The sequence below is a fragment of the Sphingomonas echinoides genome (assembly GCF_029623395.1).
Taxonomy (GTDB): Bacteria; Pseudomonadota; Alphaproteobacteria; order Sphingomonadales; family Sphingomonadaceae; genus Sphingomonas; species Sphingomonas echinoides_A.
Genome location: NZ_JAPYKK010000059.1, coordinates 1 through 12456, shown reverse-complemented (window position 1 = coordinate 12456; position 12456 = coordinate 1). Strand labels below are relative to the sequence as shown.

The following is a 12456-nucleotide window of genomic DNA, read 5'->3' as shown; positions in this document are numbered from 1 at the left end:
TTCAACTTCACGCAGCTTGCCGATGATCTCTTCCGGCTTGTGCTTCTTGAATGGCATCCGTCGTCCCTTTCGTGGTCCAGACTATCATAGTCTTTGGGCCACTCAGCGGGGGGCAGATCATCTTAATAGCAGATAGCCGCCTTTTAGAATCTGCACTGTGTTAACGCCAAAATGCTTCTATCCCAAAGATCTGTCCGTGTGAGCCTCAACGCAGTTTTCTAGCATTGTTGTCTGCACGGCGTATGGCCGCATGCACTTTCATACGTTCTAAGAGTAAATCGAGATCCTGACGACCAATGTCGAATGTCTCACCAAGGTCCGCGAGTGCTGCGTCGAGGTCTTCCGGATGGGGGATGCTATCGCCTCCCAGAACAGCAGGCACGGCCGTCATTGCGACAGCACGATGCGGGTAGGAATGCTTTGATAGCATATGAAAAAGCATCCCGGCAGCGGTCAGGATCACGGCATTAATACCAACAGGCAGGACCGGAAACATCCAGCCCGCTGCCGTAACGGCAGGTCCGCCTATGACTGCGGTCAGTGCGGCAGCCCCGCCAGGAGGGTGGAGACAGCGCAGCAGCGACATTGCCAAGATCGCGCCTCCGACTGCCAAGCCGCTCGCAAGCGCGGGCGATGACACCATGGATGCGATCCCCACCCCGACAATGGCTGAGATTACGTTGCCACCAATCACTGACCAGGGCTGCGCAAGCGGGCTGGCCGGTACGGCGAAGATGAGCACTGCGGAAGCGCCCATCGGGGCCACCAGCAGAATCGCCGTCCATCCGTTTCCGAACGCCATCGCTGTCACGATCGCAGTAAGCATAATCCCCACCGCGGCACCGGTACACGCCAACAGCCGATCCCCGAATGTAGCACCAGCAAGGATTGGAGCAAAAAGCGCACGCAAAACAGATTACCTTTTGTTGAGGGGCTTTGAATTGATCTGCTCGCCCGGACGGTCGGACAGCACTTCGCTCATCGCAGCGACCAGTTCTCCCGTCGCGCCATCGCTTTCCCAGGCATAGATCGACACCACCAACGGCGCGTCCGCGGCAAAGATGGAACTGGCACGAACGGCGTGTGCGGCGACGGTGCTGACGGGCAGCACCGACACTCCTAGCCCGGCTTCAATTGCGGACAAGACACTGCCCAGGCTGTTGCCGGTAAAGGCTATGTACCACCTTCGGCGTTCGCGCTCTATCCGGTCGATCATGAGATCACGGTACAATCCGCCCGGTGGAAACGTCACGAGGGGGATGGGGTCAGGCCAGTCGTTGCAAATGTCCCTGGCTTCGAACCAGCCAAGCGGTTCGGAAAAGCTGGCGCGGGCGTCGCCATCTGCTCTCGCCTCCTTGACGATGGCAATGTCGAATTCGCCGGCACGGAAGCGTTTTGTCAGATCGCGGCTGAGGCCTGTCGTCACATCTAACCGGATTTCACGATGCCGTTCGGCGAACCGCGCAAACTGCTGGCTCATAGCCTGAGTCACGACATCGTCGGGCACCCCGATGCGGATCGTGATCGTTCCCGATGGATCGGCCAGCAATGTCTGCGCTTCATCCTGCAAAGCCAGTAACCGCCGTGCATAGCCTAGCAACCGCTCGCCCGAAGGCGTCGGCGAAATAGGCCTTGCCGATCGATCGATCAGCGACTGCCCGACTGCTGCTTCAAGGCGGCCAAGATGCTGGCTGACCGTCGACTGAGTGGAATTGAGACGATCGGCTGCGATCGTGAAGCTGGCGGAATCAGCGATAGCGACGAAGGTACGGAGCAATCTCGGGTCGAGCATATCAGTATTGTAGTATCGAATGAGGACTATTTAAATATCTCATTCGTAAATGTGGGCACGCGCGCCCATTTGCGAATTCATCAAGCCAAGGACCGCTGATTTGCATGACGTCGTCGCACCCCGCCTGTATCGAAATGCTCTGCTGAAAGATGGTCGAACCGGCGATCTGGCGGTGTCGGACGGTCGGTTTGTTGAGCCGGCATCGCTGGCCGCCGGTGCCGATAGCATCGACCTGGCAGGGCTTCTGGTCCTTCCCGCATTCGTCGAAGGCCACATACATCTCGATAAGAGCTTCGTTGGCGATGACTGGCGTCCGCATCGCCCAGCCGAAAGCCTTGGCGAACGTTTGGGTATCGAGAAGCAGCTGCTTGCGGATGCATCGCCAGTCACCGATCGCGCGCATGCACTGCTGGCGCAGGCGCACGGTTTCGGCACGGTCGCGATGCGTAGCCATGTCGACGTCGATGCCTCGCTCGGCCTCGCCAATCTGCATGCGGTGATGGCGGCGTGCGAGCCGTGGCGGGACCGCGTCGATGTCGAGATCGTCGCGTTTCCCCAGGCCGGCATCCTTGCATCCCCCGGGACCGCTGATCTACTCGATGCGGCCGTTCGGGAAGGGGCACGCGTCGTCGGCGGGCTGGACCCTTCGGCGTTCGACTGTGATGCCGACGCGCACCTCGACGTGGTGTTCGGCGTGGCGGAACGGCACGGCGTGAAGATCGATATCCACCTCCACGAACCCGGTCGGCAGGGGATCGAGCAGCTGCGTCGGATCGCTGCGCGAACGACCGCGGTCGGAATGCAGAGCAAGGTCGTCGTGAGCCACGCCTATGCGCTCGGCGATGTCGGGCCGGACGAAGCCGCCCGCACCGCCGATATTCTGGCGGAAGCCGGCGTAGCGATCATGACGAATGCGCCGGGTGACCGCGCCTTCCCGCCGATCAAGGTGCTTCGTAGTGCAGGCGTGCGTGTGTTTGCCGGCAATGACAATATCCGCGATGCGTGGTGGCCTTACGGCGATGGCGACATGCTCGGGCGCGCGATGATGATCGGGTATCGATCAGGCTTCTTCACCGACGCCGATCTTGCGACCGCGCTGGATATGGCCACGACGGATGCAGCATCGGTTCTGGGGCTCCGACGCTACGGGTTGGCTATCGGTGACGAAGCGACGTTCCTCATAGTCGATGCAGAAAACGCCGCGGCCGCAGTCGCCGCTACGCCGCGCGAACGTCGTCTGATCCACCAGGGCGCGATCGTACCATCATGCACATCGCGGCTCGACACCCTCTTTTCCCGATACGACACTCAGCAAGGATATCGCTCATGAAGGCCATTGCTCTCGCTCTATTGCTCGGCGCAGTCGCCACCCCCGCCGCGGCAGCCGACATTTCCACTCACGTTCTTGACCTCGCCCGGGGCGTTGGCGGCAAGGCCGTTCCTGTAACCCTCTCGAAGCGTGCGGATGACGGACGCTGGCAAAAGGTCGGCACCGCTACCACCGATGCTGATGGCCGCGTTCGTAGCTTTGGGGACGCCAAGTCGTTCGACACCGGAATCTACAAGCTCCAGTTCGACATGTCGCGCTACCCCGATGCGTCAGCGAACCCGTTCTTTCCGGAAATCACGCTGACGTTCCGCGTGATCGACAAGGCGGGTCACTACCATGTGCCGGTCGTCGTCAGCCCCTATGGCTATTCAACCTACCGGGGAAACTGAGCATGGCCGGCGTGACGCTTCCTGTAACGCTGGCAGGAGCGGCCTCCCTTGGAACGATCAACCTATGGCTTGGCCTGCGGATCTTTCGCATGCGGCTCCGCGACAATGTGCTGATCGGTGACGGCGGTGAGGATGTTCTCGCTGGGCAGATGCGCGCGCATGCCAATCTGGTCGAATATGCGCCGTTTGTCCTGGCGCTGATGGCGTTGATCGAGCTTGCTCGCGGGTCCAGCCTGACGCTCGGGGTCACCGCAGCAATATTTGTTGTCGCCCGGATCGCCCACCCGATCGGAATGGACCTGCGCCGCTCCAATGTGCCGCGAGCAGGCGGTGCGATCCTGACATGGTTAGTGCTGGCATTCCTCGTCGGCTGGGCTGCGCTGATCGCAACCGGCGTCGCCTGATGCGCCTTCGCGCTAATTATTCCTGAAAGGTCACATCACGGTGTTGAGTCTCGTCATTCTTCTGCCCGCGGCAATCGCCGCGGCAACGCCCGTAGTACCGCTGGAGCGTAAAACCGTGTCGCTGGCGCTGGCCAACAGCCTGACAGGTGCCGCAATAGCTTCGTGTCGTACGATCGGTCGGGAGTCTGTGGTCGCGGTGGTCGATCGCGGCGGGAACCTGGTCTCGCTCCAGCGCGGCGACGACATCGGCCCGCACAACACGCTCGCGGCCCAGCGCAAGGCGTTCACCGCCTTGTCGACCAAGGCCAACACGACCGTACTGGCTGAGCGCGCCGCGACCGATCCGACGTCCCGTAACCTCGTCACTATTCCGGAATTGCTCCTGTTGGGCGGTGGCATGCCGATTGTCGTTGATGGTGACGTGATCGGGGGCATCGGCGTCGCCGGGTCAGGTGGATCGGCCAATGACGAACGCTGTGCGACAGAGGCCATCGCGCAGGTATTGGGCAAAGCAAGGATACGTCCATGACGGAACTGCCACATCACGGCCGGTATGAGTACGTCCCGATCATCGGCCGCCCCGATTACAGCTGGCCGGAAGGACGCCGACTGGCGGTGTACCTCGGCGTCAATCATGAGGTTTTTGCCTTTGGCGACGGGATGGGCGCAACCCTGGCCCCATCCAAGACCGATCCCGACGTCATGAACTTCCCCTGGCGCGATTATGGCAACCGCGTTGGCGCCTGGCGTTTCATGGAGATGTTCGACCGGCTTGAACTGAAGACGACGGCGCTCGTCAACAGCGCCATCATCACGCGGTGCCCAGGGCTTACGGAGGCATGTCGGGATCGGGGGGATGAAATCGCCGCGCATGGCCGCACCAATGCACAGGCCGAGGGCCACATGAGCGAAGACGAGGAGCGCGAAATGATCGCGCGTACGCTTCAGGAATTCGAAGCCATCGGTGTCCGCCCTCGCGGTTGGCTCGGGCCGTGGATTTCGGAAAGTGAGAATACGCCCGATCTGCTTGAAGAAGCAGGGTTCGGCTATGTCCTCGATTGGGCACATGACGATCAACCGACACGACTGGATACTCGGCGCGGCAAGGGGATATTATCGATCCCGTATTCCCAGGAGATCAACGACATCCCCTCGATCATCACCCGTCATCAGGAGGCCGAAACTTTTGCCGGCATGATCGAGGACGCGATTGAACAGCTTCTTGCCGAGTGCGACCGTCGCCCGTTGGTGCTGGGCATCGCCCTCCATCCCTACATCATGGGGCAGGCGCACCGCGCACTTCATCTTGATCGAGCCCTGACCCGGCTGAGAGAGGCTGCTGACCCACGCATCTGGTGGACGACCGCGGGCGCCATCGCCGATTATATGGCGAAGGGACCTGGCAAGCCTGCCTGATAGAGTCAGCCTCGGCGTTCAGGCGGATCAGCAAATGACGAACGCTTTGTGACAGAGGCGATTGCGCAGGTTTTAGGGGCCGCGACGCACCATCCATGACCGGTGATACCAACGGTCACGAACGATGATGCCGATCTGGCCTATCAAAGCGCCGAGCTAATCACACAATAAATAAGTATCGGAACGCCAACGACGAAAATTAGCAAAGCAAGGTTTAAATCAATAAATCTACCCAGACGGCTGAGCCTGCTGTTGGGATCGGTTTCATAATGTGTGGTCGTTTCGTCTTCTATTTCCAGAGAGAAATTGTTGGAAAAGAAGTGCCTGGGCCTAGAGCGTAACCGCTGGCGATTTTCTACAATGCGTATCCCATCGTTATTGCGCGATAGCCGATGGTACGGCTTTTCAGTAAATTCTGACATGTGCGATTCCCGCTTATTCGAGATCGCGAACGCGCTTCGCGCGGCCGCGGGATCAAAATCGAATGGAGCCCGAACTCAAGCGGCAAATGTCCGCGAGCTCGGGCTAGCGGCGTGCAGCGAGTTGGCCGGCGTGATCAATGAACCGCTTATATGTCTCAAGCAGAGGCATCCAGCGAACATCGCGGTACACCTCCTTAATGTCAAATCGACGTGGCGGCCGATCGTTTATTCCAGTGGAACATCCGCTTCGTAAGGAGGTAGGATCAGGCCTGCTTTCCAAGAAAGGTCAGCGCCGTGCCACGAGCTGGTCGCCCGATGTGGTTGTCAGAACAAGCGCGCCCGTGTGATCGATGCTGTAGCTGGACACCTTACCGAGAAGATCGACTAGCTTGCGCTCTTGGTCCATCAGCGCAGGCGGGCACGCCATCATCGTCGTGCCGGCCGGGCTGATCGTCAGCTTGCTTCCCTCGACCGTATAGGGGTCACTGCACGAAAGTACCATTTACGTACGCTAGGAGTGAACGAAAATAGAACGCCTGCTGGCGAAACGCTTCATTGAGCCTGTTCCAAGCTGACGGCCATACGCGTAACGAATTGACCAATGGCGATAGGCCTTGCATGAAGAGCGCGGACACCGCTCCGCAACCAGGCACGCGCACCGCCGCCACTGCCCTACAGGATGCGGCCAATGGCTGAGATACCGGCTACCCCCATCAGGTTCGGACGCGTCGCACCGATGATTTGCGTTCGTGACGTCCAGATAGCTTACGACTTCTATGCCAGTGTGCTCGGCTTTTCCAAGGCCTTCGAGAACGGCAGCCCGGTCGGCTTCATGGTCCTGAAGAAGGACGATGCGGAAATCCACCTCAGCCAAAAGCGCGACCATGTCCCGTCGACCGTGAACGTCGCGCATATGTTCGTCAGCGATGCTGCCGCGCTTTACGCCGCGTGTGAGGCGAACGGCGTCCGGATCGTCAAGCGCCTGATGGACAAGGACTATGGCCAGCGTGCCTTCGTGTTCGCTGATCCCGACGGCAACCGCATCGACGTCGGTGAGCGGATCGATCCGCCCGCGGCCGCGTGAGCCACAGGATGACGCGCGACCGCACGCCTGCCCCGCGCAATGACCGCAACCTTTGGCGCGAGATATTGGGGGCGAGCGATCGCGCACCGATCCGCATCCGGAGCATCCTCGTAGCTGCATTCGGCATGGGGGTTCCGGTGGTCGCGGGACTGTGGCTCGGTCATGGCGAAGCGGGGTTTACGATTGGCCTGGGCGCCATTCTGTTGTCGGGCGCGACCGGGGGAACCGCTGCCCCATCGGGAGACCGTGACCGTCCATCGTCCGCGATCCTCCCGGCAATGTTGGCGGTCACGATTGCGACGCTGATCGCGGGTCGGCCGTGGACCGACGCCGCGATGATCGGACTGGTGTCGGTCGCGGCGCTGTCGTCTGGGTTTAGCCGACCCTTCGCGATCGGAGCAATTCGATTCGGTATCTATCTCGTGCTTGGCACCGGCTTTCTCGACGGAGCAACGAACGGCCACCACGACGCCGCACTTGTCTTCGGTCTCGGCGCGCTCTGGAACATCGTTCTGCGCGGGCTGCTGGCCGACCGCTTACCGAAGCCGGACGAACCGACGCAACCTGCGCGCGTCCCTACGCCCGCCCAGCGACGTGCCCATTTCCGCAATACACTCCGGTCATTGTCCGGCTGGCAGTTCGTGGCGCGGCTGGCAATCGGCCTGACCGTGGCCAGCGTCATCCGCCATCTCTGGCCGGATCGTCACTTCTACTGGATCATGCTGACCGTTGTGTTGCTTACCCAACGCCCCATCGAGCACTTGCCCGTCAAGACGGTGCAACGCCTGATTGGCACGATCGCCGGGGTCGGCATCACCTCGCTCATAGTGGCCGGTGTTACTTCACCGCCGGTTCTTGCCTTGCTCGCATGCCCGCTCGCAACGCTAGTGCCGGTCGCGCGTGCGCGCAGCTATCTGCTGTATTCGATCGTCGCGACGCCACTGATCCTGTTGGTGTTGGATCTCGGCAAGCCGATTGAGGTCGCCCTACTAACCGATCGGGTCGTAGCAACGATCATCGGCGGTGCTCTAGTAATTGCCGGTAACATAACTGCCGACCGGTTGCTGAATCGCAGCGCGTCGATGCCAAGGCGATCACGCAGCCAGTAGCGACGACGATGTGCGGAGTGGTCTGAGTTGATGCGGCGTCGGTCGATCATCCCGCTCCCAGCTGTAGTCGCCGGTCAGTGCGATATGCTCCCAGCCCAGCGGTGCGATATGGCGGGCAACGTCGTCCGGCGCTTCCATGTCGGCCAACGCCTGTTCGAGATAGCGGGTGTTCCACAGGATGATCGCAGCGACCAGCAGATTGAGGCCGGAGGCGCGGTAGGATTGGTTCTCGAACCGGCGGTCGCGCAGCTCGCCGAGCTGTTTGAAGAACAGCGCGCGGGCGAGCGCGTTGCGCGCCTCGCCCTTGTTCAGCCCGGCCTGGGTTCGCCTGCGCAGATCGATGTCCTGCAACCAGTCGAGCATGAAGATCGAGCGTTCAAGGCGTCCGATTTCGCGTAGTGCGAGTGCCAGACCGTTCTGGCGCGGATAGGAGGACAGCTTGCGCAGCATAGCCGATGCGGTGACCGTCCCGGTTCGAATCGAGGTGGCGAGCCGCAGCAGTTCGTCCCAATGCGCGGCTGCATGATCGTGCGCGATCGGATCGCCGACCATGCCCGCGAGCAACGGCCCAGCCTCCTGGCCGGGCAGCAGATGCAAGCGGCGCTCCTTGATATCGCGTAAGCGCGGCGCGAAGCGGTAGCCGAAGAATGGCATCAGTCCGAACACATGGTCAGACGCGCCGCCCGTGTCGGTATAATGCTCTTCGATCGACAGCCCGGTCTGGTGGTACAGCAAGCCGTCGAGGACATAGGGCGCCTCGCCCGCGGTCGCGGCGATCACGCGCGAGCCGAACGGGTCATACTGATCGGAAATATGGGTGTAGAACGACACACCGGGTTCGTTGCCGTTGCGCGCGTTGATATCGCTGATCGCAGCGCCCCGCCCGCCGGCATGGAATTGCTGCCCGTCGCTCGACGAGCTGATGCCGCTGCCCCATAATCTTGCAAGCGGCATCGCACGATGTGCGTCGATCAACCGCCCCAGCGCTTCGCCATATGCGGCTTCGCTGATGTGCCAGTCATGCAGGTGGGCGAGCTGGCGCAGGCTGGCGCCCCGGCAACTGTCCGCCATGCGGGTCAGGCCGAGATTGATGCCGTCGGCAAGGATGACGGTCAGCAGCGCGTTACGGTCATCTGCCGGTCGACCCGAACGCCGGTGGGTGAAACAGTCGCCGAAGCCGGTCCACGCGTCAACATCGAGCAGGATATCCGTGATCTTCACACGGGGGAGACGGTCATAGGCGGTGCGGCGTGCGAGCTCGGCCGCAGGCGGCGTGATCGCCTTCAGCGGCGAAATCATCAGGCCGTTTTCGTCGAGCCGGACCTGGCGCAGTTCGCCCTGCCGGGCCAGTACCGTCACCCGTTCAATCGCACGGTCCAGTCGCTCACGGCGATCCTCAATATGAGACGCGAACCCGGTTTCGATTGCGAGCGGAAGTGGCCCCTTTTCGCGCAGCGCTGCGAAAGTGGCAGGCGGAATGAGATAGCTGTCGAAGTCACGATACTGGCGGCTGCCCGCCACCCAGATATCGCCGGCTCGCAGCCGATCGCGAAGCTGGGACAGCGCGCAGAGTTCATAGCCCGCGCGATCGACGACGCCATCGCGGATCACGAAGGGCGGCCAGCCCGCCGGCACGAAGCGCAGCGGCACCTTGTCAGGCAGGCGTCGTTTGCCGGTGTGGTAGAGATCGGCGATGATGGCGAGCGCATCTAGGATGCCCTGGACCGGTCCGGCACCGCGAAACGCGAACGCCCGCAGGAATTGCCCGGCGAACAGTCTCACCTTGCGATGTCGCTCGATCAGTTCGGCCGTGCGGTCGATCGTCTCGGGGCGGACGAGGACTTCCGCCTGGGCGACAGCGGAACCGAACCGCTCCCAGTCGAATGGGCCGATACGCGCAAGGGAGTCGATACCCTTGGCGTGCGCGTCGATCAGCACGCGGCAGCTATCGGTCAGAGTACGTAGATGCCCCTGCATTTCGCGTACCGTCTTGATCGCCTTGTCGCGCGTCCGGTTTTCCGCGCGGCGCACCATGCTGCCAAGCAGCTTGTCGAACATGGTGAGCGCGGCGTCAGTCAGGCTTTCCTCGAGCCGGATGGCTGCGGTCGCGAGCGTCGCGTGGCGGCGCATGGCCGCCAGCTCGCCGAGATGTTGCGGCGTGATCCGCATTGCCTCGTCGGCTAATCGATCGAAGGTTGCCGACGGTATCATGGCGGCGCGCGACGGGTCGAGGCCGAGCGTCCGGACATGATCGAGCCGTTCAAGCAACCGCAGGATGTTGCGCGGTGCCGGCGATTGCGGGGCGTTGCGCAGCCAGGCCAGCCATGTCGTCCCCTGATCCGACCGCCGGGTCAGCAAGGCGTCCAGCGCCGTCAGCTTTTCCGGCTCGATGCCGTTGGTCAGGATTGCGTGGGTGAGTTGTTCGGCCTGTTGGCGCGCGTGTCTGACGATCGCCTCGATGACAGCCGATGGTGGCAGTAGCACCCGCCGTCGTCGCAACTCGTCGATCACGGTGCTAGCGAGCAGGAGAGGCTGGACGACAGTCTGCGCGACCGGCATCGCGAACGCCACGATCGCGCGAAAGCGGTTCCGGTCGAAAGCCGCATGCCCGAAGTGCTGCATGAGATCGGCAAGATGCGCGCGGCGGGTTTCATCGCGACGGGCGTAGTCGTCGAACGCCTTCGCCGGCACATCAATCTGCTCGGCGACAAAGGCGAGGATAGCGCTCGGTGGTTTCTCGCCGGCCTCCAGCACGCGGCCCGGCCAACGCATGTAGAGCAGCAGTAGCGCGAACCCGAGCCGGCTCGACGCTCCGCGCCGTTCGCTGACAAGATCGAGATCTTCGCGGCTGAGGGTGAAATGACGGGCGATTTCCCGTTCGTCGGTCGGGGGATCGTAATGCGGGGCGAGCGCCTCGCGTGTCAGCAACCGCCGCCTTGCCATGCATCACGACCTTTCCCGCCCTGTCCGTCAGACGGTCCTCTGGCGGTCAGCATGAATATGTCCGTCAACGCTGGACCCGCGATGGCGATTCGGACAAGAATGCAAATCGATGGGAAAACGGACAAATCAGGACTGGCCGTGGCGCTGATCGGCTATGCGCGGGTTTCAACCGGCGACCAGAAGCTGGCGCTCCAGCATGACGCGCTGAACGCGGCCGGATGTGAGCGCACGTTCGACGACCACGCCTCCGGCGCGAAGACCGATCGGCCGGGGCTGGCCGAAGCGCTGGCCTATCTGCGTGCCGGTGACACGCTGGTCGTGTGGAAGCTCGACCGGCTCGGCCGTTCGATGAGCCACCTGATCGAGAGGGTCGGCGAACTGGCCGCGCGCGGTGTCGGTTTCCGATCGCTCACCGAGCAGATCGACACCACCACGTCGGGCGGGATGCTCGTGTTCAACATCTTCGGCTCGCTCGCCCAGTTCGAGCGCGACCTGATCCGCGAGCGCACCAACGCCGGATTGAAGGCTGCGCGGGAACGGGGGAGCCTTGGCGGTCGGCGTCCGGTCATCACGCCTGACAAATTGCGTAAGGCGCGCGATCATATCGCGGCAGGGCTGACGGTTCGCGAAGCGGCCACGCGCCTCAAGGTCGGCAAAACCGCGCTCTACAAGGCGCTCGAAGGCACCGCTGCTAAAACCGCAGTCAACGCATGAGGAAAGAGTGATGCACGAACACGATCCCAACATCGTCACTTCGAGCCTGTCTGGTTTCGTCACCGAGCAGGGCGTCACCGTGAGAGTGAACATCATCCGGTTGGAAAATGAGCCGGGCTGGTCGCTTGAGGTCGAAAACGAGCATGGAACGTCTACGGTCTGGGACGACCTGTTCGCGACTGATAATGCTGCGCATGCCGCTTTCCGTCAGACCGTCGATGAAGAAGGTATGCGCGCCTTCCTCGACCAGGCTGTCGTCATACCCTTCCGATGTTAGCATCGTCAGCGTTCGCCGTTCGTTCGATCCTAGCGTACGTAAACTTCACTTTCGTGCAGTGACCCCTACAACACCAAGCGCGCCATCGCTCTGGTCGGTGTGCCGGGACTGATAGCAGCGATGCAGACCGTAACACTGCGTTCGCGCGCGTCTCAATCAGCGACGCTTCGTCACCGTTCTTACGCAACCCCCACACAAGTCGGACGTCCGTGATGCAAAGCTAAAGTTTTGCGTCACGCCTCGGTTATCGGTCTTTAAGCTAATAACTCCCCTTCTAGTTGCCCGATCGTAAAGGGCTTACAGAGATACCGTATACCTTCTGGCAGTCCATTCGGTTTCGGATTACCGGACATCAGCACAACAGTCGCCGGCATCTGCAACGGATTGCTGGCGATAAATTGAACGCCTGACACGCCAGTGCCTAGGTCATCATCACAAAGCAGCATATCGATATTGCCGTCAGCAAGCGGCGCCTGTGCAGCGTCGATCGAAGCTGCTTCAATCACGGACAGGCCTAGTTCGCGCGCAAGGCTCGCTATCATCTGACGGACTAGCGCGTTGTCATCTACGATCAAC

General features: G+C 61.7%; 14 protein-coding genes. 9 read left to right on the top strand and 5 right to left on the bottom strand.

What is annotated here, in order from left to right; all coding sequences use genetic code 11:
• Positions 1-205 precede the first annotated feature (205 nt).
• Positions 206-910, bottom strand: a complete 705-nt coding sequence (locus QBJ92_RS19905) for an HPP family protein (protein WP_431358442.1) — start codon at positions 908-910, stop codon at positions 206-208.
• Between the two features lie 6 nt (positions 911-916).
• Positions 917-1792, bottom strand: coding sequence for a LysR family transcriptional regulator (locus tag QBJ92_RS19900; RefSeq protein ID WP_277971425.1), 876 nt, complete (start codon positions 1790-1792; stop codon positions 917-919).
• A 49-nt stretch (positions 1793-1841) separates the two neighbouring features.
• Here QBJ92_RS19900 and QBJ92_RS19895 point away from each other — a divergent pair, with 49 nt between their 5' ends.
• The 5 genes from QBJ92_RS19895 to QBJ92_RS19875 are packed head-to-tail and all read left to right on the top strand — an operon-like array spanning position 1842 to position 5331.
• Positions 1842-3122, top strand: coding sequence for an amidohydrolase family protein (locus QBJ92_RS19895; RefSeq protein WP_277971424.1), 1281 nt, complete (start codon positions 1842-1844; stop codon positions 3120-3122).
• Positions 3119-3511 carry a hydroxyisourate hydrolase gene (gene uraH / locus QBJ92_RS19890; protein ID WP_277971423.1) on the top strand — a complete coding sequence of 131 codons (393 nt, stop codon included), beginning with the start codon at positions 3119-3121 and terminating at the stop codon, positions 3509-3511. The genes QBJ92_RS19895 and uraH overlap by 4 nt, the downstream gene beginning before the upstream one ends.
• A gap of 2 nt (positions 3512-3513) precedes the next feature.
• On the top strand, positions 3514-3915 hold the full coding sequence (locus QBJ92_RS19885) for an MAPEG family protein (RefSeq protein ID WP_277971422.1): 402 nt from the start codon (positions 3514-3516) through the stop codon (positions 3913-3915).
• 40 nt (positions 3916-3955) lie between these two features.
• A complete protein-coding gene (locus tag QBJ92_RS19880) occupies positions 3956-4444 on the top strand; it encodes a GlcG/HbpS family heme-binding protein (protein WP_277971421.1) in 489 nt (162 codons plus the stop codon).
• Entirely contained in the window at positions 4441-5331 is an 891-nt protein-coding gene (locus QBJ92_RS19875; RefSeq protein ID WP_277971420.1) for a polysaccharide deacetylase family protein, read from the top strand. The genes QBJ92_RS19880 and QBJ92_RS19875 overlap by 4 nt, the downstream gene beginning before the upstream one ends.
• A gap of 708 nt (positions 5332-6039) precedes the next feature.
• Here the strand turns inward: QBJ92_RS19875 and QBJ92_RS19870 are convergent.
• Complete coding sequence (locus QBJ92_RS19870) at positions 6040-6255, bottom strand: META domain-containing protein (RefSeq protein WP_277971419.1); 216 nt, start codon at positions 6253-6255, stop codon at positions 6040-6042.
• A 186-nt stretch (positions 6256-6441) separates the two neighbouring features.
• Between QBJ92_RS19870 and QBJ92_RS19865 the strand changes: the two genes are divergently transcribed.
• Entirely contained in the window at positions 6442-6837 is a 396-nt protein-coding gene (locus QBJ92_RS19865) for a glyoxalase superfamily protein (RefSeq protein ID WP_277971418.1), read from the top strand.
• Between the two features lie 8 nt (positions 6838-6845).
• Positions 6846-7946, top strand: coding sequence for an FUSC family protein (locus QBJ92_RS19860; protein ID WP_277971417.1), 1101 nt, complete (start codon positions 6846-6848; stop codon positions 7944-7946).
• Here the strand turns inward: QBJ92_RS19860 and QBJ92_RS19855 are convergent.
• Positions 7932-10889, bottom strand: a complete 2958-nt coding sequence (locus QBJ92_RS19855) for a Tn3 family transposase (protein ID WP_277971416.1) — start codon at positions 10887-10889, stop codon at positions 7932-7934. The two genes, QBJ92_RS19860 and QBJ92_RS19855, sit on opposite strands and share 15 nt — an antisense overlap.
• 138 nt (positions 10890-11027) lie before the next feature.
• Here QBJ92_RS19855 and QBJ92_RS19850 point away from each other — a divergent pair, with 138 nt between their 5' ends.
• Both QBJ92_RS19850 and QBJ92_RS19845 read left to right on the top strand, forming a co-directional pair.
• Positions 11028-11603, top strand: coding sequence for a recombinase family protein (locus tag QBJ92_RS19850; protein WP_277971415.1), 576 nt, complete (start codon positions 11028-11030; stop codon positions 11601-11603).
• Between the two features lie 10 nt (positions 11604-11613).
• Entirely contained in the window at positions 11614-11880 is a 267-nt protein-coding gene (locus tag QBJ92_RS19845; protein WP_277971414.1) for a hypothetical protein, read from the top strand.
• Positions 11881-12134: 254 nt separating this feature from the next.
• Here QBJ92_RS19845 and QBJ92_RS19840 read toward each other — a convergent pair whose 3' ends face one another.
• Positions 12135-12455, bottom strand: a complete 321-nt coding sequence (locus QBJ92_RS19840) for a response regulator (protein WP_277971413.1) — start codon at positions 12453-12455, stop codon at positions 12135-12137.
• Between the last annotated feature and the right edge of the window lies 1 nt (position 12456).